This window comes from Streptococcus sp. IsoGale022, assembly GCF_031142805.1.
GTDB classification, from domain to species: Bacteria; Bacillota; Bacilli; order Lactobacillales; family Streptococcaceae; genus Streptococcus; species Streptococcus sanguinis_A.
In genome coordinates, this window is the sequence record NZ_JAKZJI010000013.1 from 1 (window position 1) to 24,410 (window position 24,410).

Below are 24,410 nucleotides of genomic sequence, written 5' to 3' on the forward strand. Positions count from 1 at the left end.
ATTTTATAATCGGAAGGGTAGCGAAGAGGCTAAACGCGGCGGACTGTAAATCCGCTCCTTCGGGTTCGGGGGTTCGAATCCCTCCCCTTCCATAACCTTTACGGGCATAGTTTAAAGGTAGAACTAAGGTCTCCAAAACCTTCAGTGTGGGTTCAATTCCTACTGCCCGTGTTTAAATATGGCGGGTGTGGTGAAGTGGTTAACACACCAGATTGTGGCTCTGGCATGCGTGGGTTCGATCCCCATCACTCGCCTATTTATTATTATTGGGGTATCGCCAAGCGGTAAGGCAAGGGACTTTGACTCCCTCATGCGTTGGTTCGAATCCAGCTACCCCAGTTAAAAACTTGAGCCGGCGTGGCGGAATTGGCAGACGCGCTGGACTCAAAATCCAGTGTCCTCACGGACGTGCCGGTTCGACCCCGGCCGCCGGTATAGCTTAAGTTTAGCGAAGTATTTTTACTTCGTTTTTTTGTTCTCTCTTTCGTATTTATTTGTAAGCTAAAGCGGGAGGTTCAATCGTGATTTTTCTTGTAAATTTACACTTAACTCGTGCAAAGGTTACGGAAGAATTTCACCATTAAATGCCTTATAAGATCTAGAACTCTAATAAGAGTCAGCTCGGTTTGTTCCTTTTTATTCTCTGATTGAGTTTTATTTGGAGCTTAAGAATCTGATTGTATGATTAAATATTTTTTGTGAAAAGCATCTTACTTTTACTGAAAATTCTTGACTCTTTTCTTTTTTTGTGGTATAATTAACCAGTAAAGCTTTAACTGGTTAAGAGAAGGAGGAGGAAATGACTCATTTAGCGCAGAAGATCGATCAATTTTTAAATGAAGTTATTTTGAAAGCAGAAAATCAGCATGAGATTCTGATTGGTTCTTGCACGAGTGATGTGCCTTTAACCAATACGCAGGAGCATATTTTGATGCTTTTGTCTGAGGAATCTTTGACAAATTCTGATTTGGCAAAAAAACTGAATGTGAGTCAAGCTGCTGTAACCAAGGCTGTGAAATCTTTGGTTCGGCAAGAGATGCTGCAAGCTTTTAAAGATAAGAGAGATGCACGGGTTACCTTTTACCGTTTGACTGAGTTAGCTCAGCCGATTGCAAAGGAACATCAGCATCATCACACGCATACTTTGGCAACTTATCATAAAGTAGCAGAGCAGTTTTCTGATGCTGAACAAGCTGCAATTGCTAAGTTTTTGGATTCCTTAGTGGGAGAGATTGGGAAATGAGATATATCACAGTAGATAATCTTTCCTTTTACTATGACAAGGAGCCGGTGCTGGAGCATATTCATTATTTTCTAGACAGCGGTGAGTTTGTCACCTTGACGGGTGAAAATGGAGCTGCTAAGACGACGCTTATCAAGGCTAGTTTGGGTATTTTGCAGCCTAAGCATGGGGAAGTGAAGATTTCCAAGACCAATGTGCGAGGCAAGAAACTGCGGATTGCCTACCTTCCTCAGCAGATTGCTAGTTTTAATGCTGGTTTTCCTAGTACTGTGTATGAGTTTGTCAAATCGGGACGTTATCCACGTAAGGGTTGGTTTCGCCGTTTGAATGAGCATGATGAGGAGCATATTAAGGTAAGTCTGGAGTCGGTTGGAATGTGGGAACATCGAGATAAGCGAATTGGTTCTCTCTCTGGCGGGCAAAAGCAGAGGGCTGTGATTGCTCGGATGTTTGCTTCGGATCCGGATATTTTTGTCCTTGATGAGCCGACAACAGGGATGGATGCAGGCAGCAAGGATGAATTTTACAAGCTCATGCACCATAGTGCTCATCAGCATGGAAAAGCTGTCTTGATGATTACACACGATCCGGAAGAAGTTCGTAAATATGCCGACCGCAACATTCATCTGGTCCGTAATCAGGACTCACCTTGGCGCTGTTTCAATGTGCATGAAAGCGACAATGTGCAGGAGGTGAGTCATGTTTAATCTATTTTCCTATGATTTTATGCAGCGAGCCTTCTTAGCAGTTATTGCCATGAGCCTCTTCTCACCGATTCTGGGGACCTTCCTGATCTTACGTCGGCAGAGCCTTATGAGTGACACTCTCAGTCACGTTTCATTGGCAGGTGTAGCTTTTGGTTTGGTTCTTGGGCTGTCACCGACTCTCACAACGGTGCTTGTGGTAATGATTGCAGCAGTCTTTTTAGAGTACTTGCGCACTATTTATAAGAATTTTATGGAAATCGGTACTGCTATTCTCATGTCAACTGGTTTAGCCATTTCCTTGATTGTTATGAGTAAGGGTAAGAGTTCCAGTTCCATGAGTCTGGACCAGTATTTGTTTGGCTCCATTGTGACTATCAGTACGGAGCAGGTGATTTCTCTTTTTGTGATTGCTGCTGTGGTTCTTGTCTTGACCTTCCTCTTCATTCGCCCCATGTACATCTTGACCTTTGATGAGGATACGGCCTTTGTGGATGGGCTGCCTGTGCGGACCATGTCTATCCTCTTTAATATTGTGACGGGTGTTGCGATTGCCCTCATGATTCCAGCTGCGGGAGCCTTGCTTGTTTCGACCATTATGGTCTTGCCGGCTAGTATTGCCCTGCGGATTGGGAAAAATTTCAAGTCGGTCATTTTGCTGGCAAATGCCATCGGCTTCTTTGGTATGATTGCCGGACTTTATATTTCTTACTATGCAGAGACACCAGCAAGCGCTAGCATTACGATTATCTTTGTCAGCTTGTTCTTGCTGGTCAACCTGGTCAAAAAATTTATGAAATAGGAGCAGAAAATGAAAAAAATTAGCTTACTATTAGCGGGTTTACTGAGTATTTTCTTAGTAGCTTGTTCCAATCAAAAAAATGCAGATGGCAAGCTCAATATTGTCACAACTTTTTATCCGGTTTATGAGTTTACCAAGCAGGTGGCTGGAGATGAAGCCAATGTTGAACTTTTGATCGGGGCTGGTACAGAGCCGCATGATTATGAACCCTCAGCCAAAGCTGTTGCGACCATTCAGGATGCAGATGCCTTTGTCTATGAAAATGAAAATATGGAGACTTGGGTTCCTGAACTGTTAAAAACTTTGAAAAATAAGGAAGAAACGGTTATCAAAGCGACAGGAGACATGCTCTTGTTGCCTGGTGGTGAAGAGGAAGAAGACCACGACCATGGTGAAGAGGGGCATCATCATGCCTATGATCCCCATGTCTGGCTATCTCCGAAGCGGGCTATTAAAATGGTGGAGCACATCCGTGATAGCCTGAGCAAGTCTTATCCTGACAAGAAAGCTGCTTTTGAGAAAAATGCAGCGACTTATATCAAGAAACTGGAAGCCTTAGACAAGGAATATGAAGATGGTTTGGCTAATGCCAAGCAAAAGAGCTTTGTAACTCAGCACGCAGCCTTTAATTATCTGGCATTGGACTATGGCTTGAAGCAAGTGCCAATTTCTGGACTTTCACCAGATAGCGAGCCATCCGCTTCACGCTTGGCTGAATTGACCGAGTATATCAAGAAAAATAAAATCAAGTATATCTACTTTGAAGAGAATGCCTCTCAGGCTTTGGCTTCTACTCTGGCTAAGGAAACAGGGGTAGAACTAGATGTCTTGAATCCGCTGGAAAGCTTGACTGAAGAGCAGACCAAGGATGGGGCAGACTATATTTCTATCATGCAGGCCAATCTAAAGGCTCTCAAGAAGACAACTGACCAAGAGGGAGCAGAGATTGCAGCCGAGAAAGAAGAAGACGATAAGACAGTCCAAAACGGTTACTTTGAAGACAGTGCCGTCAAGGATCGGACCTTGTCTGACTATGCTGGCGAGTGGCAGTCTGTTTACCCTTATTTGAAGGACGGGACCTTGGACCAAGTCTTTGACTACAAGGCTAAGCTGACTGGAAAAATGACGGCAGCTGAATACAAGGACTACTATGACAAGGGCTACAAGACAGATGTTTCCAATATCAATATCACAGATAAGACCATGGAATTTGTGGTAGATGGAAAATCTAAGAAATATACTTATAAATACGTTGGTAAGCATACTCTGACTTACTCTAAGGGAAATCGAGGGGTACGCTTTATGTTTGAAGCGACAGACGAGGATGCTGGTGAGTACAAGTATGTTCAGTTTAGTGACCACAACATTGCACCAACCAAGGCAGCTCATTTCCATATCTTCTATGGCGGCGAAAGCCAGGAAGCACTCTTTGATGAACTGGAAAACTGGCCGACCTACTATCCAAGTAAATTGACAGGTCAAGAAATTGCCCAAGAGATGTTGGCGCATTAATATAAATAAAGTAAGAAGACGGGACTATCCCGCCTTCTTTTTTGTATATCGGAAAATGATGATAAAATTACTTGACAAATTACGATTACAAATGTAAACTAATAAAGAGTTAGATTACAAATGTAAATGATAAGGGAGTGTTAAACAATGGAACAGCAAAATATTAGTCAAGCAGAATGGCAAGTCATGCGTGTGTTATGGGCCTATCCACACAGTCGCAGTACAGAGATTATAGCACGGTTGGAAGCCGATTTTTCCTGGAAGCCGGCAACCATCAAGACCCTTTTGAATCGTCTCAAAACCAAAGAATTTATTGCTATGGAAAAAATAGAGGGTAAGTTTTACTATGATGCTCAGATTTTAGAATCGGATCATCTGGAAAGTACTTTACAGGATCTCTTTGATAATATCTGCAACACCAAGCATGGAGAACTTTTGATTTCGATGATTGAGAGAAGTCAGTTCAGCCAAGGGGACTTGGAGCGGCTCAGCCAAGTCATTGATAAGGAAAGGGCTTCAGCTCCGTTAGAAATCAAATGTCACTGTCCGCAAGGTCAGTGTCGTTGCGGGCACGGAAAGGAGGAGCATTGATGAGCGAGAAGAAAGAATACAAACTCTCAGGAATGACCTGTGCATCTTGTGCTATGACAGTTGAGATGGCGGTCAAGGACTTAGAAACGGTTGAGGAGGTCAGTGTCAATCTGGCAACAGAACGTCTTAGTTTGGTTCCTAAGGAGGGATTTGACAGCCAGCAAGTGCTGGATGCAGTAGCCGAGGCTGGTTATCAGGCGGAAGAAAAAGGAAAAGACCGACCGTCCGATGTGAATGAAGAGGCTGCGATGAAAGCGAAGGAATTGAAAAGGAAAAAGCAAGAATTACTAATTCTTTTGGCTACAGCTCTGCCTTTGCTTTATATCTCTATGGGCAGTATGGTCGGTCTTCCTCTACCTAGCTTTTTGGACCATATGGCGCATCCCTTGGTCTTCGTTCTGTCACAACTTCTTTTGACTCTGCCTGCTGTGTGGATTGGGCGTGGCTTCTATCAGAGAGGATTTCGCAATCTTATCAAGCAACATCCCAATATGGATAGTCTGATTGCAGTGGGAACCGGCGCAGCATTTTTTTACAGCCTCTACTCGGTTGGTCAGGTTTTTCTAGGCTATCATGCCTTTGTTCATCAGCTCTATTTTGAGTCGGTTGCAGTGATTATTGCCTTGGTTCTTCTGGGGAAATATCTGGAAAGTTCAGCTAAAGGGAGAACGTCTCAGGCAATTCAGTCTCTGCTTGAGCTAGTGCCTAGTCAGGCGACAGTGATTCGTTATGGTGAAGCTGTGACCATTGATACGGAGGATATCCGAGTTGGGGACATTATCCGTATCAAGCCAGGGGAGCGTATGCCGGTAGACGGCCTTGTGACGGAAGGGCAGACCTTTGTGGATGAGTCCATGATGACTGGTGAAAGTGTCCCGATTGAAAAGAAGGTCGGCGATACCATTACCAGTGCAACAATCAATCAAAATGGTAGTATTGACTACCAAGCAACTAGAGTGGGTTCGGATACGACCTTAGCCCAGATTGTTAGATTGGTGGAGGAAGCGCAGGGGTCTAAGGCGCCAATAGCGGCTTTGGCCGATAAAATTTCGCTTTATTTTGTCCCAATCGTGCTGAGCTTGGCTGCTTTGTCTGCGCTGGGCTGGTATGTTCTAGCTGGTGAGAGCCTTGGCTTTTCTCTGTCAATCTTTATCGCAGTTCTGGTCATTGCCTGCCCTTGTGCGCTGGGATTAGCCACTCCGACAGCCATTATGGTTGGGACTGGTAAAGGGGCTGAAAATGGAATTCTGATTAAGTCTGGACAAGCTTTGGAAGCAGCTTATCAACTGGATACTATTGTTCTTGATAAGACGGGGACGATTACGGTTGGTAAGCCCAGTCTGACAGATCTGCTGCCCTTGAGTGATTTGAATCGGTCCGACTTGTTGCGGTTAATAGCCAGTGCTGAGCAGCATTCTGAGCATCCTTTGGCTCAGGCTATTTTGGCAGCAGCTGAAGAGGAGGAGCTTGGCTTACTGCCTGTCAATCATTTTGAGGCCATTGTTGGCCGAGGTTTGTCAGCTCGGGTTGAGAACAGACAGCTTCTGGTGGGAAATGAGTCTTTGATGAAAGAAAAGAACATTGACAGCAATGCTTTTCAAGAACAGTTGTTGGAGCTATCCCAAGAAGGGAAGACAGCCATGTTTGTCGCAGTAGATGGACAGTTGGCTGGTATTCTAGCGGTAGCAGATGAGATGAAATCTAGTAGCCTGTCGGCTGTGCAGGAGCTTCAGTCTATGGGGCTAGAAGTCATCATGCTGACAGGAGATCGTGAAGAAACAGCGACAGCTATTGCCCAGAAAGCTGGAATCCAAAAAGTCATCGCAGGTGTATTGCCAGATGGTAAGGTCGCTGCTATCAAGAACTTACAGGAAGCTGGAAAAAAACTAGCCATGGTCGGAGACGGTATCAATGATGCGCCGGCTCTGGTTCAGGCAGATGTGGGAATTGCCATCGGTTCAGGCGCTGATGTAGCTATTGAGTCGGCAGATGTAGTGCTCATGCATAGTGATTTGCAGGATGTAGTCAAGGCTATCAAGCTCAGTCAGGCAACCATCCGTAATATCAAGGAAAATCTCTTCTGGGCTTTTGCCTACAATACACTAGGCATCCCGATTGCTATGGGTCTACTGCATCTTTTCGGCGGTCCCTTGCTCAATCCTATGCTGGCTGGTCTGGCCATGAGCTTGAGCTCAGTGTCAGTAGTGGCCAATGCTCTGCGTCTAGGACGCTTTAAAATGAACTAAATATACGGAGGAATGAATCTATGAAACAAACAGTTCAATTAGAAAACTTATCTTGTCAAAACTGTGTTAAACATGTCACCCAGCACTTCCTATCTATGGAGGGAGTGTCAGATGTGGCGGTAGATCTAGAACAGCAGACAGCCCACGTCACGACTGATAAGCCTTATGGGACAGCTGATTATGAAGTTGCTCTGGCAAAGACAATCTACAGGGTTCTGGATGTGGCAGAAGCTGAATGAATAAAGTCAGTAGCTTTGCGCCTGCCCAGTTGCTAGAATTCTTCTTGTAAAAAGCGATAAAATAATCTATAATGTTACTAATCACATGATTTATCTTACCGTGAGAAAGAGGAGAAAAATGAAGAAAAAAGCTTTACCTTTTTTTACTAGCAGGAGCTGCTTTATTAGCTATGACAGCTTGCTCAAAGGGCAGTGCTACGAATCAATCAGAGACGTCTACTAGCAGTACTGGCTCGGTAACAAGTTCTGTGGAGCAGGTATCCAGTCAATCAACTGCAGCAGCAACTTCAGCGGCTAGCAGCACTAGCTCAGAGAGTGCAAGCACAGAAAAAAACAAGGAAAAGAAGGAAGCGATGGACATTTCAGCACTTGCAAATGGCAATTATGCCAGCGTTAAAGGAACCTGGCAGGATGCTTCTGGCAACCAGCTTGTTTTTGATGACAAGGGCTTGGTTTCAAGTGTTTATGAATTGTACGGAGCTTCACTGACAGACTATGGGACTGCTGCTGGCGGTGTCTACGGCGGAGAAAGCGGAGGTTTTCTGATTGAGTTTCTTCCTAAGGGAGTTAAGGTCGCTGACAAGGAAAACTTTACAGACAACTCAGATGCTGGCCAAGATAGAATCTGGACAGGTGTTGGCATGAATAGCTTTGACGAGCAAGGCAGCTTCTATTATCGAGTAGATTAAACGTAGCTTGGCTTTTAGTTTTATAACTTATATATTGAGGAGAGCAGAAAAACATCTGCTCTTTTTTCTTTGGTAGAGTAAGAAATTTTACAGATAAAAAAGCCTGCCTAAATTAGGCGGGCTTCATAATTTTGAGTTGAATTAGGACTCACTATGAGGCGTTATAAATTGATCCATAGGGGTTGAAATTACATTCAGGAACAATTTGGCGAAATCCTCTGCAGGCATAGGGTCTTCTTTGATGATCCAAATCTCAATGAGGGAATTAATCCATCTGACGACAATTTCAGTAGCCATCTCTTTCGAAATCCCCAATTTCTTAGAGTCAATTTCTAAATTTTGTACGACCCACTGAGTGAAGAAGGTAGATAGATAGTCACTCCAGAAAGGATCGATAGCTGTAGTGTAGAGCACCTTCATCCATTTCCTATGTTCATAGAGGGTAGGAATCATATGCTTGGCAAAGAAGCAGAATGGATTTTCTCCATTTCCTTCTTCGTAGCTTTCATACAGGGGCAAAAACGGAGCCATAATTGTCTGGCGGATGTATTGGATAATGTCTTCAACATTACTAAAATGCTTTTTATAGATGGCCTGGCGCGATAGACCGGCTTGTTTAGCAATCTCTGAAAAAGTAAAATAAGACTTTTCAGGATTTTGCTCTGCCAGCTCAATTAAGGCATTGACGACTTTGTCTCGAGTATCTTGGGGCATAAGTACCTTCCTTCTTTTATATTAAGTTCTTGCTGGTATGTCTAAAAAATAGAGCAGACTCCAACAAAGTAGTTTACCATTTGTCAACTAAAATGATAACACTTTATAGAGAAAATGTCCAATTATTTTTAAAATTTAATATAAAAAACCAGTCTTCCCTTACAAGGACTGGTTCTGCCATTTCTCTGCTTTTCTTCTAATTGGTTATGCGATAACAATTTTGTTTGAAGGACCAGCTGGACTATCATAGGCAGCAAAGCTGGTTAGGGGCGAAGATACAAGGTTGAGAAATGTCTTAGAAAACTGCTTGCAAGGAACGGGGTCATCCTGAGTGATCCAATTCTTGATAAGAGAACTAATCCAGCCGGCCAGCAGTTGATTGGCCAGGTCTTCAGGAATACCTAATTTTTGGTGGTCAAGATTTAGATTCTGCTCGATCCAGTCCTTGTAACTGGCAGTAATAAAATCGCTCCACAGAGGATCGACAGAACTAGTATATAATATTTTAATGCGTTGGCGTTGCTCATAAATAGCGGGAAGAATCGTTTGAGCCAAAAAGGCGAAAGGATCTAAGCCCGCTTCAGAATTGTTGCTATTCCAATTGGGAGCAAAGGCTTGCTTTACCATATCTTGGCGAATGTATTCGATAATTTCAGTAGTGTTATTAAAGTGTCGTTTGTAAATGGCCTGTCTTGACAAACCGGCTTTTTTAGCGATTTCTGTAAAGGTAAAACGCAGCCTGTCTGGCTGTTTATCTGCTAATTCAAAAAATGCATCCAAAATCCTATCTCGTGTATTAAGAGCCATAATTTTATCCCTCCTATACCATTTTACTTTTTCTGTCTGAAATAAGCTAGAAAATAGCCCAGAATTTTTACTAAAAAAGTTTACACATTGTTAAATGGAATAATTTATAGATTGCTCTAAGCGCAGCTGGATTGTCACTCCGTAGTAGAAAAAAGAAGAATAAATTTTAAAGCGGCCTATTGGTCTCTTTTTTGATGGAGAAAATTTTTAAAAATTATGCAAACGTTTTACTAAAAGTGCTTGAAAAAGTAAAAAAAAAACGATATAATGGACAATGTGAAAGCGCTTTGCAAACGAGAGCTTAAAAGAAAATATTTTTAATCAAAAGAAGGGGCTTATTATGGTCGAATTAAATCTGAAAAATATCTATAAAAAATATCCCAACAGCGACCACTACTCAGTGGAAGACTTTAATCTAGATATCAAGGACAAGGAATTTATCGTATTTGTTGGTCCGTCTGGTTGCGGAAAATCAACTACGCTGCGTATGATTGCAGGCTTGGAGGATATTACAGAAGGAACTGCCTCTATTGACGGTACAGTGGTCAATGATGTGGCGCCAAAAGACCGTGATATTGCTATGGTCTTCCAGAACTATGCCCTTTATCCACACATGACTGTCTATGATAACATGGCCTTTGGTCTCAAGCTGCGCAAGTACAGCAAGGAAGATATTGACAAACGTGTCAACGAAGCAGCAGAAATCCTAGGCTTGAAGGAATTCTTGCAGCGCAAGCCAGCTGATTTGTCTGGTGGTCAGCGTCAGCGGGTAGCTATGGGACGCGCTATTGTTCGTGATGCAAAGGTTTTCCTTATGGATGAGCCTCTGTCTAACTTGGATGCTAAGCTGCGTGTTTCTATGCGTGCTGAAATCGCTAAAATTCACCGTCGTATCGGAGCAACAACTATCTACGTAACGCACGACCAAACAGAAGCTATGACCTTGGCGGATCGTATCGTTATCATGTCAGCGACCAAGAATCCTGCTGGAACTGGAACGATTGGACGAGTGGAACAGATTGGTACTCCGCAGGAAGTCTACAACAACCCAGTTAATAAGTTCGTTGCCGGCTTCATTGGCAGCCCAGCTATGAACTTCATCCCAGTTAAGCTTGAAGGGAATGAGATTGTAGCAGAAGGCCTGCGTTTGACTGTGCCAGAAGGAGCTCTCAAGGTTCTGCGGGAGAAAGGTTACGAGGGCAAGGAGCTGATCTTCGGTATTCGTCCAGAGGATGTTAATGCAGAAGCTGCTTTCTTGGAAACTTTCCCGAATTCAGTTGTGCATGCTAAGATTTCTGTTTCAGAATTGCTGGGAGCAGAGTCTCATCTCTACTGCCAAGTGGGTTCTAGTGAGTTTGTAGCGCGTGTGGATTCACGGGATTACCTAGAAACTGGTGCAGGTATTGACCTAGGCTTTGACCTCAATAAAGCGCACTTCTTTGATCCAGAGACAGAGAAGACAGTCTATTAATCAGTTGATAAACAAACAACGCAGACAGGCTTGTCTGCGTTGTTTACTGCTTGATGCGTATTGATCATAGATGGGCATAGAGTTGAGAATATGCTATAATTTTAGCAGGAATTGCTTTCAACTACAGGACAAAGCTACTGAATTAGACCTGAAAGTGAAAATACTGTAAGAAATAGGAGGAGCTACATGGGAAGCTCTTGGTATCATTTACTGGGCAATGATTATGTTCGTTTGTTGATTTTGGATCTTGTTTTTACTTTTTATGTGCTGCTTGGCATTCGAAAAAAGCACTTTCCCTATTGGGCATTGCTAGTGCCGAGTCTGACACTTTTTCTAGGCTATCAGATCTGGCGGTTTTTGTGGTAATGTTGTCACTTACTGTTAGATTCAAATAGATGTATAATAGTTTTCTCTAAAGGTTGAGGCAAGCTGTCTCAGCTTTTTTGCTGCAGCAAGATGTCTCTTTTTATCATAAACATTAATAGCTGGATTTTTCTATATAATAGATACTAGTATAAACTCTCATTCTTTGGTATAGAAAGGCTGTTATGAAAAGAATTAAGGAAATTGAACGGACTCACCCTGATGTCAAAAAGGTTGTTAAAAATGGCCTTACGATTGATTCGAAATATGTGGCTAGTCTCTTAGAGACCGATAAAGACTGGCTGGAGACGGCTGATAGGATTCCTCGTAGTCTGGAAGGCTATGCTAATGCAGTTGGACGGAATTTCAATCGCCATGACATTGGCAACAAGGCCAAGGAAACGGCGGCTCTTTCATCTATCATTTCTTGTCGCGCAGTAGGAATCATAGACTCTGCGAAGCATGTGTCAGAAAGTCAGGGACAGGTCTTTTTTGAAGATATTGTCATCTGTCGGCCAACCAAGAAAGAATTTCAGGGGCTGACGATTTATGTGTCTCAGCATATCGCTGGCTTCTACCAACCTGCCGATCTGAGACGGATGGTTGGTCAGGTTTTTCCAGTTAAGATTATTGACTTGAAGCAGGTTGTTTTTGCTAAACGTTATGATGCCCTAAAAAAGCAAGAAGACCAACCACTTGAAAATGAATATGTAGCTCTGGGTGACATTAATATCGCAGAGTACCTGCTCAACAGTCAAGTGTTGCAGGAATTGGAAGAAGGTGGAGATCACTCGCCTATCCATGATGTGCAAAAGGGCATGATTAACTATATTTCTGACAATGGTGTTTTTGTGCTGACCGCCAATCTGGAACGGGTTTTTATTCCCAACAAACTTTTTAGCTATCGTTATCATTCGCGCATTTTGAAGACAGAAGATTATGCAGCTATCGGAGAGTTGGTGGATTTCAAATTTTTGCGCGGCCGTTATGAACAGGCGGACGACAAACGACAACGCCTAGGAATTGAGGGGAACTCCCCCAACTTAGTTGGCGAGCGACTTTCTTTGGAAAAAGATCCGGAAGCGGTTGTCAGAGATTTTATTGATGCTGGCCCGGGAACAGTTGCTTCGGGCTATATCACAGACTTCAACGAAATCAAGGGGCATTATTTTGAAATGGACGGAGCTTATGGTTACCCAGTTCGGTTGGTAGCCAATGAACGTTTGACACCTCAACTTTTTCAGAGAAAGCAGAAAATATCAGTGGTTCTGCGTCAAGGCAGTTATGAGACGGTCACAGACAAAGCGGGTAAATCTTATCTGAAAATTCGAGCTACTGTTGTTTATAACTCAACGTTTAGTGAGCATGCTGGCTTGGAGGATTTCTTTGACAGGTAGAATGGTGGCGGAACGAGATGAAATGATAAATATTTCGTTCCTCTCGCTTTTTCATCTCGGCTTGTATCTACAAGCAATCCTCTGCTATTGAGCAAGTGGTTGGGATGGCAGGAAGCTTTTGCTATAACAAGGTGAGGCTGAAACATGATTTTCTCAGCCTCTTTTAGAAAAGGAGCAGCAAGTTGGACTCAACTTTTTTAAATCATATCATGTACTATGTGATTATTGTTGCTGAAATTATTATCGGACTAGCCATTATCATATCCGGAATTGGTTGGGTAGTTGGCGATCAGACCAACAATGTCGAACGAAAACGGAAGTCTGGGCTGGCCTTCCTGATTTCGGTGTCATTGTTTTATATTTTTCGCTTTGGCTCTATCGCAGTTCTAGCTCTGCTCTTTTCAAAGGGGAGTTTGCCTGGAATGGAGGAAAAGAGTTTGGTTTATTTGCTGCGTATTCTGCAGGTTTTGGTTCTAGCTCTGGTACCGACTTTTTCCATTATTCAGCACTATATCTATCGTTATCAATATTTGATTATTGAGCGGGAAGAGAGCCGACAGCGTCAGCGTCTGTATTTTTACGTCGCTTTTGCAATGACGGCCGGTATTGTTGGCTTATTAGAGATTATGATTGGGTTGGTGAAGTGAGGTTTTCATGCTATTTTTACTTTCAAAATTACCTTATAAACTAAAAGGGCATCGAAGTGTTGATTATGTGATCTTTTTGCTGAGAAAGGTGATTTGGGCACTTTTCCTTTTTGGTGCTGCTAGTCTTACAGGAGTCATGCTGCTGGCTGTCATGAGAAAGCAAGTTAGTTTTGGCTTGTTTCTATTTCTGTTTATTGTTCTCTTTTTGTCCGTCTTCCTGTCTCTTTATCTAGGGCTGTGGCACACGAATCTGACTAGCCGCCAACGCTACCTGCTGTTTAAAGAAAGGAAAGATTTCAAAGAAAATGATCGCAGTCAGACTATGCGACGTTATATTTTTCTATCCTTTCTATCAGCTCTGATATCCAGCATAGATATTATTGTTTTGACTTTGAATAATTATATCATTGCCATGCTCAATCAGATGTATGTGGCTGCCAGCGACTTTCTCAAAGAAGGGAATACCTATTTTGACTATAAAACTCTATCGCCACTGATTGGTAATCAATTTTGGAATACTTTGCTTTTGATTGCACCAGTTTTTCTCTTTGTCTATCTGCTCTATAACTCCTACAGCAGTGAGATTGTTGTCTATGATGATATGATGAAGCGGTGGTTGAAAAAACGCTTCTTTAAGCATAAGAAAGTTACTCATTTATTTAACGATTTGGACAGAGACGGCGATGCCTATATCCGTTTGGGACGCAATTCGGACATTGGTGATGATGTTATTCTCAAAACGGATGTCAGACGCTTGCACACAGCAGGGTTTGGTCCGATAGGCTCTGGTAAGTCTGTTGCCATTGCTAAGCCGACCATTGTTCAGGACGCCCGCAATGTGACTGTTTATCTGCGAGAATATGCCAAGTTTATCCAGGAGCAGGATCAGCAGATTGCAGCTTTGGGTATTTCTGACGAGCAAACTTTGTTGGAGACTAAGCGAGATTTCTATGAAAAATGGTATGAGAAAGGTTTGGGCAAGCAGTTAATCAACGGTTTCTATGTCAATGAGCCTTCAGGTGACTTGATTCATGATGCGGAGGATATTATCAAGCGAACCGGATTTCCGGAAGAGATGATCTGGCTGGTTGATCCGACTAAGGAAGACACAGATGGAATTAATATCTTTGATGCAGAGACAAATACAGCCGCAGGTCTGACTTCGGATTTGATACGTAATTTCGCGGATGAAGGTGGTAGCAGCGGTGGAAATACTTTCTTTAAAAATGCAGAGCAGGCCTATGTCCGCAATCTGGTCTTCATGCTAAAATCTACATCTCGGATTGAAAATAGCTATCTTGATGTGAATCTCAATGGTGGATCCCCAACTCTCAGCGAGTTTTATGATTTGCTGGAAATTCCTTCTCTGGTCATCAAGCGCTTAAAGCTCTTTAAAGTGTATCGAGATGCCAGTGAGCGAGAGTTCCAACGACTCTATGAAAGACCTTATCAGGAGCTTTACAATCTTGAAAAGGAAGAATTTGTCAAACAAGGTGGTCTCCCATCTCGCTTTGATTCCCATATGTCGCCTAAGTTGCGCAAGGCGTTTAATCAAAAACGAGATGCTGAGTCTAAAAATAAAATCATCAATACGACCTACCATTACTTTGCAGATGCTTATAAAGAAGACCCGCGGACGGGTGTTGAGTACATCACCCACGATGCTAATATTGAAGGTATGAAAAATACCATTCGTAAACTGGCTTCTTCTGACTTGGTGCGACGGATTTTCTTCTCCCAGTCTACCAAGGATATTGATATTCTTCTGAAAACGGGGGGCTTTCTATTGGTCAATACAGCCCGTGGTCCTGTAGACGATGACAGCTCCCGTATGATTGGTCAGATTACGGATATGATTGTGCAGAAAGGGGTTCTCAGACGGAATTCTAGCACGTTGGATCCATTCTTTTCCATTATCGAAGATGAGTACGGCTGGGTGACAACACCCAATACCGAGCGCTTCCTCAATCAATGCCGCAAGTATAATACGGCAGTGCTGGGTCTTTACCAGAATTATGAGCAGATTGAGGCTAGCCTGGGAGCTTCAGATACGGCTGCTCTGCTCAACTCTTATCGGAATATTTTTGTTTTCCAAGGTAGTTCCAATAAGTCAACAGAAACTATCGTAGAGCGGGCCGGAACGGAAAAGAAGGTCAGCCGCATGACCAATAAAGGTAGCGTAGATATGTTGGCAGGCAATGACAACAATGCTTCATCTTACCGAGAGGAAATTGCAGAGGAAGATGTGACTAATAGCTCTGAGCTCTTCCGCTTGGAAAAATTCCAGTTTGCTGGAGTTCATGTCATTGATGATGAAGAGAGCGAGCTAGTCAAGGTTACGCCGACACCATCCTTTGAGCTTCCGATTTTCAAGGATCCTAACTACAAGGCACCATTTAATATAGAGGAAAATGAAGAAGATCGCCGTGCTTACGAAATTTGGAAAGAACAGGTTGAGCGCTATTATGTTGAGCGCCATTCGGAAGGTGTCATTCCTTTTGACCGCTTTACACCAGAAGAGCAGCGTATTATTCTTGGATTAGATGAGGAACATAAGTCTCTAGAAAAACCTAGAAAAAACAAAGCTAAGCGCTCGTCTGAAGGAGGAAAACAATCAGCTGCGTCCAAGAGCAGTGACCATAAAGGGAAGTCCCGGTCAGCAGTTCAGAAAAGCAGTCAAGAAAGCGGTTTATCCGACCGACCAGTTGAGCCTGCTTCGGCTCAGCCGTCTAGTTCAGAGTCGGCTGCTAATTCTACATCAGATGCTCAGAGCAAGGATGATGCTCCAAGTATTGAGGCATTCTCTGAGGCTGCAAAACCACATGTTTCCAAAAAGTATAATCCGATGATGGACGATTAAATATTCATAATAGAAGGAGCCTCTTATGACAACTGAACCCCAGTCAAGCTTAACTAAGAAAGAGGATATTGCTGTTCTAGGTGGCTTTATTCTTACCCTTTGTTTTGCCTGGTTTTTATGGCAATATCGAATCAATATCGGTCACAGACTTATTTGGTCGTCCGTTCTCTCCCTTTCCTTTCCTTTTTTCTATCTGATTTTTGCCTACCATTACCTCGTTTCTAGGACTTCTGCAAGGCTGCCTCTTCTTTTTGGGAAGAAATATAGCCAGGCCAGTGATATGAAACTTTCTCTTGCTTGTCTGTGTTTTGTCTTTTTACTCTTGCTTTTAGGTGGTGTGGTAAGTAGCTTCTTTTCCAATCAGTTTAGTTTTGATAAGACCATCTTCATCCATAAAGATAGCCAGCAAGCCAAGCAGATTTTTAGTATGGAAGCTGGAAGCTATTCCGAGTTGCTTGAGAAGATAGAGAGTAAAGATAAGCGGGTTATTCTGTTTTATAAGCTTGCCTGCAGAAAGTGTCAGCGCGCTGTTCCTGAACTTTTAGCGCAAGTTCAAGACCAGGATAAGATTCTTTTTATTGATATATCCTCAGAGGCAGGGGGAAAGGCAGCACAGCGTTATGGTGTAGATCAGGCCGCGACGGCCATGGTCTGGGAAGATAGGGGTTACAAGCTCTATAGTCTGGCGACTAAGGAAGACGATGAGCGAATCACTCTTAATCAAGCTGAGTTAGACTACGTGGTTCAGATTCTTAATATAGACAACAAGTAGAAGTACGTTTTCTTTTCTGCAGGAAGTTCAGCCCTTTCAGAAACGAGTGTTTTGCTAAGTGCAGACTAGGTTACCTACTTTTTATCATAAACTAGAAGAAGGTAGAGTTATGATATACTGATGATACCGGCAAGCAACAATTCCTTTTTTAACTTTTTTCTAATTGGGAGCAGTGTTGATGACTGCTGTTTGTTGGTATCTCCTAAATAAGGTTTTACGACACCTTATTTACTTTAAATCTTTTTATTTGGAGGAGCTGGGGGAAGCCTTATTCTCAGCTCTTCTAGTTTTTTGTTTTGTAAGATGAAACAAAAAGTAACTTGCTTGAAGAATAGAGACGGTCAGCTTTTGCGGCTGTCTTTTTCTTTTTATCATAAACATTTATCTTGTTTTTTTGGGCTATAATACAGACATGGACAATAAAAAGAATAATAACGATGCTTTGGATGTATTTATTGAGAAATATATCGTTGGAAATGCAGTCGTTCAGACCTTGAAACGTAGGGCTATCCTAAGGAAATTTTTAACTTTTTTAGTTCTGATATCAATGTGGCTCTTTTTGCTAATCAATGCTTATTTGTCTCCTCAGCGGATTGAGTATACAGAGGCGCAGCTAGCTACGAGCCGAGACTTTGAAAATGATTCTGGGCGTATTATGCTGACTAAGCAGGTCTATTCAGAAAAAAATGGCATCCTGCTCCTGGAATTTGAGACATCGGATTATACTTCTTCTATTGCTAAAGGTATCAATGCCAAGAACTTAGAGTGGATGCTCTATGCCAAAAAGCAGGGTGAGGATACTAAGATGGAGGTTATTCCTCTAGCTAACCATAAAATTGATGTCATTGTCAGAAATGTTCCAGAGGATTTTGAAGCCATCGCCCTTAATATTACCAATAAGACAATGGCTAACAAAGATGTAGATGTTGATATTGAAGAGTATAACGATATCACTTCCAGCGAAACACGCTATTCATCTAAAAAGAAAAAGAAAAAAACGGATACGGCAGAGCTGAGCAATGAAGTGCAGTTCATGGTGGCTGCTCAGAGTGATAAACTTAAACATGCCTATCTGCAGGATTTGTCTCGGGAAAAGTTTGCTCTCAATGCTTTTGAAGAGGAAAAGAAATTCCAGATGAAGCAAATTGAGAAACTCCAGAAAGCCATTGAAAAGTTGGAAGCTTCCATTGAGGAAAATAGGACGACACTGGAAGATTTAGAGCGGTCAGGCCAGTATCTGGTTGGCAGTAATTTGACCGAAAATCAAGAGAAGATTGAAAATGTTGAAAAAGAAATCAACGGGAAGCAGATGAAGATTAATCAGGCTAAGGATAATATTTCTACCCTGCAGAATGCTGTTGATGCGCTGGATCGCTCCATGCAAGAAGTCCATGACGGGACTTATCAGTTTAATGCACCAATTACTTCAGTTGAGATGGATTTTTAAGAAAAAGGGAACTAGGACTAGCTGCTTCTGGCTAGCCTAGTCTCTGTTTATGCCAGCTCAACTGCAACGAAAAAGTTAAAGGAGAATCTTATGTCAGAAGAAAACAACTATGAGAACCGTCCCTATGGTTTTCCGCGAGATCTTTTTGCGTCTGTCAAACTTTACGGTATCCGCCTTTTCAGTTTGCTCTTTGTATTTGGGGCTCCAATTCTTGCTATGCAGTTCACAGGCAGTGGGAAAGTCTTTCCTAAGCAACAAGCGGTTGAATACATCAGTTTCGTTGTGCTGACTTTTATCATTGCTCTTTATCTGATGTTCCCTTTTAACGGCGGAAAAAACAATCTTCATGCGATTAGGATTTTCTTAACGCGTCGACGTAAAAGATACCAATCCATTGACCGTATGAGGAGCAAGGAAGTCGCTAAAACAGAAAAGAGAGGGATAGGTAGAAGATAATGTTACAGACTGAAAAACTGCAGCAAAAAGAAGAATACCAAGAAAAAATCATGCCCGATACCTTGAAATTCCAAGACTCAGTGTCAATTGAGGAAGAGGAGAGCTTAACACCTTATCTGGATAAATACACAGAGAATGTTACTGAAAAGATTCGCAAGAAGATTGACAATTTTACAGTTTTTGGCCGGGATAAAGAGGTAGAGCAAGTCATTGTATCTCTTCTGCGGCAGACTAAAAACTCCCCTATCTTAGTCGGAGAAGCCGGGACCGGTAAAACAGCGATTGTGGACGGATTGGTGGTAGAAATTCTAAAAGGCAATGTCCCAGATGAGTTTAAGCATGTAACAGTTCGTTCCTTGGAGTTGTCTAATATCTCCAGCAAGTCAGATGGAGAGGACATGGTTTCGCGGCTCAAGCGGATTATTGAGGAGTTAAAGGTAACCAAGGGTGAAAATATCCTCTTTATTGATGAGGTCCATACCATTGTTGGAGCCGGTGGTGACGGCAGTATGTTGGATGCCGGAAATGTTATCAAGCCGCCTTTGGCGCGTGGGGAAATTCAGATGATTTCTGCGACGACCTACGAAGAATACCAAAGTTCCATCGAAACCGATAAGGCTTTGGAGCGGCGGGTCCAGATGGTACCAGTCGAGGAGCCTACTGAAGACCAAGCTATTTTTATCCTTGGGAACATTCGTCGGCGTTTTGAAAAAGAAAGGAATATCACCATCACGGACGATGCAGTAGAGCAGGCTGTTCGGTTGGCTGTCCGTTACATTCCTGAGCGTTTTCTGCCTGATAAGGCTATTGACTTGCTGGATGATGCGACCGCTCAGGCTTATTTTGAGAAGCGCAAGGTAGTTGATATTGAAGATATTGCCCGCGTTATCCAGAAAATGAAGAAGATTCCAGTTACAACCATTCTGAAGGATGACTCAGAGAGGCTGATGAACTTCACTGATGAGCTGAAGAAGTATGTAAAAGGTCAGGATTTTGCAGTTTCACAGGTGGCTAATACCATTTATATCTCAAAAGAAGGTTTTCAACGGCCTAATAAACCTCTGGGAAGCTTTCTCTTTCTAGGAACAACTGGGGTTGGGAAAACAGAGTTGGCCAAAGCCCTAGCCAAGATTCTTTTTGACAATGTTGATGCTATGATACGGATTGACTGTTCCGAGTATTCCTCTAAAGGTGACAAGGATAAGCTGATTGGTAAAAACATTGTTGGATCTAAAGGTCTCCTAACGGAGCCGGTAAAAAACAATCCTTACTCTGTAGTTCTCCTGGATGAGTTGGAGAAAGCCCACCCAGACATCTACGATATTCTCCTGCAGGTGTTAGATGAAGGTCACTTGACGACAGGGACAGGGCGCAAGATTAACTTTAAAAATACTATCGTGATTGCGACAACCAACTCAGGTGCTGATGAAATCAAAAAGACCTACGCTAACGAGGGTAACTTCGGAGAGATGACTGACCTAGCTTATGAAGGTTTTATGAATCGGATTGTAGAAGAACTAAGTCTGACCTTCCGGCCTGAGTTCATCAACCGTTTTGGTAACAAGGTAGTCTTTAATATGTTGACAGCTGATATCATTGAGGCTATCGTAGATTTGGCTTGGAAGAAAGAAGAAAAACGGCTGGCTGAGCAAAAGGTCTATCTTCAATATGAAGACAAGGCAGAATTTTATGATTTTCTGCGGTCTAAGGGGACCAGTGTAGAAAATGGTGCTCGTCCTTTGGAGCGTCTGATTCAGGATCGGGTGACCGGTCCCATCGCTGAGAAGCTTTTTCTGTTGCAACGTCGAGGAGCCAAGTACAATGTTCTAATCAAAGTCATTGGAGAGGCACCGGATGGTATTTTTCACCATATTGACAAGCGGACACTGGATTTTGAAGCTACGAAAGTGGAGTAATCAGTTATCCCAAGCAGACTTTAATCTTTTGATTGGCTGATTAAGAGGTTCGTTGCTTTAGGTTGAATTGCAGATAAAAATCTATTTTGCTTTTGCATGAGCTTGTATTTTCTAAAAGAGAATCAGATAAATCTTTTGGGAAAATCTTCATTTCTCTTTATGATACAGCGAAACCGATATGCAACTAGGCTATAATAAAGCATGATAAATAAGAAAAGGAGATACTACCTTGAAAAATCTTAAAGTTAAACAAAAATGGCTAGCAGTGATGACTGCCCTCGCTACATTTCTGACTTCTAGTCCAGTTTTTGCAGGCGGGAAGAACCCGTTTGATTCAGTCAATCAGGGAGCAGATAAGGCGACGCAAAATTTTACTGCCCTTGGTTTTACTATTGCCGTTGCTATGTTGGTTGTAGCTGGTATTGGTCTGATGTTATCACAAAAGATGCGTGAATGGGCTAAAGGGCATATTGTTTATGTAATCATCGGTGTTGTTGTCATTGTCCTTGCCAGTCAAGCCGTTCCATTTATTCAGCAAATGTTTGGTGGTTAATCTATGGCAGGATTTGGTTTAGGAAAAGGAGGAGTTATCAAAGACTCCTCATTTGTTTATATTGAATGGGAAGGCAAGGACTCTCCCAAGCACAATGCAGCGATTAAGGATTTAATCGAAGATCTGGACGAAGAGCATTTTCTAGACACTGGGACCATGGAGGACAGTCTGCCTTATCTGACTTTTCTTCAGGCGGAGGTTCTTTTTCGTGCCTTGCGGGATCAATTTGGGGATTTTACTTTTGCTAAGGTCTCTCTAGCTAATAACGAAAGCGGCAAGCCCTCTATTGAAGATGAGCCCAGTATCAGCCCTTTTCTGATTGATCATACTTATGATAATCTGATGACCAAGCTGATGGAAGCTTCCTTGCGCGATCCCCGTTTCAAAGAATACACTTATGATGACTTGGCTCTTTATTTTACGGATAAAGAAAATGGGATTTTAAGAACATATGCGGAAAGTCTGGGCTTATCTCAGGCGGACCTTCCTTATTTCCCTATTGAGTCAGACGTGCAGGGAGCCCTGCAAAGAGCTAGTTCTAAAAAGATTAGAAATAAAGGAGTATCTGAAATGGGAGAACAAAATCCGCTCTTGAGCAAAATTGCTCTGGGGCTTGGGATAGCAGGTTTGTTGATTGGCCTTGTAGGTGTCGTGATTGGTATCATGGGTAATAACAAGCGAGCAGAGCTAGAGGCTCAGACCGCTTATCTTTATCAAGAGCAGCAAAACATCCAAAAACTTCAAGCAAAAGAGCATGCAGCGGATGTGTTTGGACGTTTCTTTATTCCAAATTACTATTCTGGAAATAAGGAAGCGCTCAACCCTTTCCTCTCTTCTGGAGATGCCAAATATACTCAGCCAGAGCAGGCTCAGGTTATCAGTAATCTACTGGAAAGTGTCAAATTGGAAAAAGATGGTTCTTTTACCTTGACTTATGTGATTACTTTTTCGACAGCTGAAGGAGTCAATAAAATCAAACGCCTTTCATTTGGTATTAAAGAAGATAGCAAGGCTGAATATGGTTTCTTGATTACTTCTGAACCTGTCACCAGTATCTACATCAGTGAGAAAAAAGCTGATGAAGAAAATTCAGAGAAGCAGTCGGAAGAAGGCGATAAAAAATCTGAAACAGAAGGCAGCTCAGAGCAATCCCAGCCGTCTGAATCCAGCCAAGCCTCTTCCGAAGAAGGGAAGTGATATGAGTGGGTACGCGTTACGAAAACCTTCAAGACCTATTTAGTAAGGCTCCTCCTATAAGAGCTGGTGGTGTAGGGGATAAATGGACTTATAATGCCCCGGAGACTCAAGCTGGAGCTAATTTTTATGTACAATGGTCTAATTATTTATCATCTATTCCTCAGGTTTTTGCTTATTTTCTCTACCTTCCAGGTTGGATTACCAAAGCACTGTATTCTATTAGTCTATCCTTAGAAACGATATATAATAATTTATTTAAGTTATTTGGTTTCTTTGATTATCTTGAAAAGAATGATACCTTTGTCGGACAGATTTTTGATGGCCTGCAAAAACTTGGGATTGTTGTTTTTGTCTTACTTTTGATTATGTTTGTAACAGCGAATTTTGTTACAGGTCTAGCAAGATATAAAGATATTATTGGCCACTTTCTTTTGGTTACAGCAGTTGTAGGATTACTGCCCCAGGCTATTAAGCAGTTTTCTGGATTCTTGGCTCGTGATGCGCAAACAGTAAGAACAATGTCAGACGATGGGAAATCTGGTTTTACCTCCTTATCCCTAAAGCCTTATGAAAAAAATGTAGTTGATTTATACGTGGTCATCCAGAATAAATTTGATATCAATGTGCTAGGGATGGACAGTAAAGGTTTCTTGAATCCATCAGAGACTAAATTAAATAATTTAAGTGATGATAATTTGTTACAGACTGATTTTGCTGCTTGGTATGGAGGAACGGACCAAGAAGTTTTGAAAGAATTTGACAATAACTCAGAACTGAAAGGAGTTGGTCACCTCCTGAGTTCGGTTCTAATATCCAATGAGCCAGATAATGTTCGGATTGCGGAAGTTAAGCCAGGTTTTTGGAGCGATTTAGAGAATGTTTTCTCTGCAGTTTATCTTCGCTATAATGTTAACTGGATTGGACTTATTGTTCAACAGATTATTTTAATAGCCTTGCTCATCAGTATGTCAATTAAATTTGTTCAATCGGTTTTTCAAGTTATTGTGGCTGGTATGATTGCTCCAATCGTTGGCTATACTTCTGTTGAAAACTCAGATAAGTTCAAGGAATTGCTTCAGACCATTTTTGGCACTATTACAGGTATTTTCTTTGAGGTTATCCTACTTCGAGTTGCTATGAGTATTTTAAGAGACTTTCCTACCATATTGGTTAAAGGGATTTCTGGCCTATCTGAAGATGGTTTTAGCACAGGGCTTGGTTATTGGGAAAATATCATGGCTTCTATAATTATTTATGCAGGAGTGTATTTTGCTTTAACTAGTGGTAATAGTGCTGTTGAGCGTTGGTTAGGTGTTTCTCCGTCTCAAGGCGGAGGAAGCAAACTGGCCGGTATGGCCGGCGCTGGTATGGCTGCGGGTGCAGCAGCTTCCCGCTCTGGCATGAAAATGGCTAAAGCAGCCCCTGGTGTGGCTAAGAAGTCTGCTCGTGGCGTTGGAACTGCAGCTCGGAAAGCGGTTGGCGGCGCTAAAGGAGCTGCTCGAGGTGCTGGTGCAGCAGTCAAAGGAATTGGAGCTGGAGCTGCTCGAACTGTTGGCGGCGCTAAGGGTGCTATGGAAGGCATTAAGCAGGCTGGCGGGGTTGGTAAGGCAGCAGCCAATCTAGGTTCTCATGCTAAAGCAGGTATTGATAGTGCTTATGATAGCGCGAAGAACTCTGTTAAAGGCACGGCAGAAGGAGTTAAGAATTCTGTTAAAATGTTGGCAGTGCTGCTAGAGAAAACTATAATGCTGGAAGAACAGCGGTTTCTAATACTTTAGCTTCTG

At 42.4% G+C, this 24,410-nt stretch carries 21 protein-coding genes, 5 tRNA genes and 1 pseudogene; 25 read left to right on the forward strand and 2 right to left on the reverse strand.

The window, feature by feature from the left end; genetic code table 11:
- The first annotated feature begins 11 nt into the window (after positions 1-11).
- From RG608_RS07600 to RG608_RS07660, 13 genes and pseudogenes are all read left to right on the forward strand, one after another.
- A tRNA-Tyr gene (locus RG608_RS07600) sits at positions 12-92 on the forward strand.
- A gap of 8 nt (positions 93-100) precedes the next feature.
- Positions 101-171 (forward strand) — tRNA-Trp (locus RG608_RS07605).
- Positions 172-181: 10 nt separating this feature from the next.
- Positions 182-254: transfer RNA gene (locus RG608_RS07610), tRNA-His, on the forward strand.
- Between the two features lie 13 nt (positions 255-267).
- Positions 268-339, forward strand: a tRNA-Gln gene (locus RG608_RS07615).
- A 12-nt stretch (positions 340-351) separates the two neighbouring features.
- Positions 352-435 (forward strand) — tRNA-Leu (locus RG608_RS07620).
- Between the two features lie 364 nt (positions 436-799).
- On the forward strand, positions 800-1,243 hold the full coding sequence (locus tag RG608_RS07625; protein ID WP_125331531.1) for a zinc-dependent MarR family transcriptional regulator: 444 nt from the start codon (positions 800-802) through the stop codon (positions 1,241-1,243).
- Entirely contained in the window at positions 1,240-1,950 is a 711-nt protein-coding gene (locus tag RG608_RS07630) for a metal ABC transporter ATP-binding protein (protein WP_268687097.1), read from the forward strand. Before RG608_RS07625 ends, RG608_RS07630 begins: the two co-directional genes overlap by 4 nt.
- Positions 1,943-2,749: a metal ABC transporter permease gene (locus RG608_RS07635; protein ID WP_268687096.1), complete on the forward strand. Its 807-nt coding sequence runs from the start codon at positions 1,943-1,945 to the stop codon at positions 2,747-2,749. The genes RG608_RS07630 and RG608_RS07635 overlap by 8 nt, the downstream gene beginning before the upstream one ends.
- A 9-nt stretch (positions 2,750-2,758) precedes the next feature.
- Positions 2,759-4,261, forward strand: a complete 1,503-nt coding sequence (locus tag RG608_RS07640; protein ID WP_268687095.1) for a zinc ABC transporter substrate-binding protein AdcA — start codon at positions 2,759-2,761, stop codon at positions 4,259-4,261.
- 147 nt (positions 4,262-4,408) lie between these two features.
- Entirely contained in the window at positions 4,409-4,852 is a 444-nt protein-coding gene (locus RG608_RS07645) for a CopY/TcrY family copper transport repressor (protein ID WP_308946803.1), read from the forward strand.
- Positions 4,852-7,098, forward strand: a complete 2,247-nt coding sequence (locus tag RG608_RS07650; RefSeq protein WP_268687093.1) for a heavy metal translocating P-type ATPase — start codon at positions 4,852-4,854, stop codon at positions 7,096-7,098. The genes RG608_RS07645 and RG608_RS07650 overlap by 1 nt, the downstream gene beginning before the upstream one ends.
- A gap of 20 nt (positions 7,099-7,118) precedes the next feature.
- Complete coding sequence (locus RG608_RS07655; protein WP_002928822.1) at positions 7,119-7,337, forward strand: heavy-metal-associated domain-containing protein; 219 nt, start codon at positions 7,119-7,121, stop codon at positions 7,335-7,337.
- An 85-nt stretch (positions 7,338-7,422) separates the two neighbouring features.
- A pseudogene (locus RG608_RS07660) lies at positions 7,423-8,026 on the forward strand (DUF6287 domain-containing protein).
- A 141-nt stretch (positions 8,027-8,167) separates the two neighbouring features.
- Here the strand turns inward: RG608_RS07660 and RG608_RS07665 are convergent.
- Positions 8,168-8,740 carry a TetR/AcrR family transcriptional regulator gene (locus RG608_RS07665; RefSeq protein ID WP_268687092.1) on the reverse strand — a complete coding sequence of 191 codons (573 nt, stop codon included), beginning with the start codon at positions 8,738-8,740 and terminating at the stop codon, positions 8,168-8,170.
- Between the two features lie 204 nt (positions 8,741-8,944).
- Positions 8,945-9,547 carry a TetR/AcrR family transcriptional regulator gene (locus RG608_RS07670; protein ID WP_268687091.1) on the reverse strand — a complete coding sequence of 201 codons (603 nt, stop codon included), beginning with the start codon at positions 9,545-9,547 and terminating at the stop codon, positions 8,945-8,947.
- 340 nt (positions 9,548-9,887) lie between these two features.
- Here RG608_RS07670 and RG608_RS07675 point away from each other — a divergent pair, with 340 nt between their 5' ends.
- The 12 genes from RG608_RS07675 to RG608_RS07730 all read left to right on the forward strand — a co-directional run bounded on the left by RG608_RS07675 (position 9,888) and on the right by RG608_RS07730 (position 24,404).
- Positions 9,888-11,018, forward strand: coding sequence for an ABC transporter ATP-binding protein (locus RG608_RS07675; RefSeq protein ID WP_002903507.1), 1,131 nt, complete (start codon positions 9,888-9,890; stop codon positions 11,016-11,018).
- A 186-nt stretch (positions 11,019-11,204) separates the two neighbouring features.
- Positions 11,205-11,384: a hypothetical protein gene (locus RG608_RS07680; RefSeq protein WP_002928838.1), complete on the forward strand. Its 180-nt coding sequence runs from the start codon at positions 11,205-11,207 to the stop codon at positions 11,382-11,384.
- A 182-nt stretch (positions 11,385-11,566) separates the two neighbouring features.
- Positions 11,567-12,778, forward strand: a complete 1,212-nt coding sequence (locus RG608_RS07685; RefSeq protein WP_268687090.1) for a hypothetical protein — start codon at positions 11,567-11,569, stop codon at positions 12,776-12,778.
- Between the two features lie 182 nt (positions 12,779-12,960).
- Positions 12,961-13,425, forward strand: a complete 465-nt coding sequence (locus tag RG608_RS07690) for a hypothetical protein (RefSeq protein WP_235787852.1) — start codon at positions 12,961-12,963, stop codon at positions 13,423-13,425.
- A gap of 7 nt (positions 13,426-13,432) precedes the next feature.
- Positions 13,433-16,285 carry a TraM recognition domain-containing protein gene (locus RG608_RS07695; protein WP_268687089.1) on the forward strand — a complete coding sequence of 951 codons (2,853 nt, stop codon included), beginning with the start codon at positions 13,433-13,435 and terminating at the stop codon, positions 16,283-16,285.
- Positions 16,286-16,310: 25 nt separating this feature from the next.
- The gene (locus tag RG608_RS07700) at positions 16,311-17,057 is read left to right on the forward strand and encodes a hypothetical protein (protein ID WP_268687088.1); all 747 of its coding nucleotides are present in this window, start codon (positions 16,311-16,313) and stop codon (positions 17,055-17,057) included.
- Positions 17,058-17,469: 412 nt separating this feature from the next.
- Positions 17,470-18,504 carry a hypothetical protein gene (locus RG608_RS07705; protein WP_002928855.1) on the forward strand — a complete coding sequence of 345 codons (1,035 nt, stop codon included), beginning with the start codon at positions 17,470-17,472 and terminating at the stop codon, positions 18,502-18,504.
- Between the two features lie 90 nt (positions 18,505-18,594).
- On the forward strand, positions 18,595-18,960 hold the full coding sequence (locus tag RG608_RS07710) for a hypothetical protein (RefSeq protein ID WP_002896822.1): 366 nt from the start codon (positions 18,595-18,597) through the stop codon (positions 18,958-18,960).
- Positions 18,960-20,876 (forward strand): AAA family ATPase, encoded by a 1,917-nt coding sequence (locus RG608_RS07715; protein ID WP_268687087.1) that lies wholly within the window; start codon positions 18,960-18,962, stop codon positions 20,874-20,876. The genes RG608_RS07710 and RG608_RS07715 overlap by 1 nt, the downstream gene beginning before the upstream one ends.
- A gap of 229 nt (positions 20,877-21,105) precedes the next feature.
- Positions 21,106-21,429, forward strand: a complete 324-nt coding sequence (locus tag RG608_RS07720; RefSeq protein WP_002928859.1) for a TrbC/VirB2 family protein — start codon at positions 21,106-21,108, stop codon at positions 21,427-21,429.
- Between the two features lie 3 nt (positions 21,430-21,432).
- The gene (locus RG608_RS07725) at positions 21,433-22,626 is read left to right on the forward strand and encodes a hypothetical protein (RefSeq protein ID WP_268687086.1); all 1,194 of its coding nucleotides are present in this window, start codon (positions 21,433-21,435) and stop codon (positions 22,624-22,626) included.
- A 5-nt stretch (positions 22,627-22,631) separates the two neighbouring features.
- Entirely contained in the window at positions 22,632-24,404 is a 1,773-nt protein-coding gene (locus RG608_RS07730) for a pLS20_p028 family conjugation system transmembrane protein (protein ID WP_308946806.1), read from the forward strand.
- Positions 24,405-24,410 lie beyond the last annotated feature (6 nt).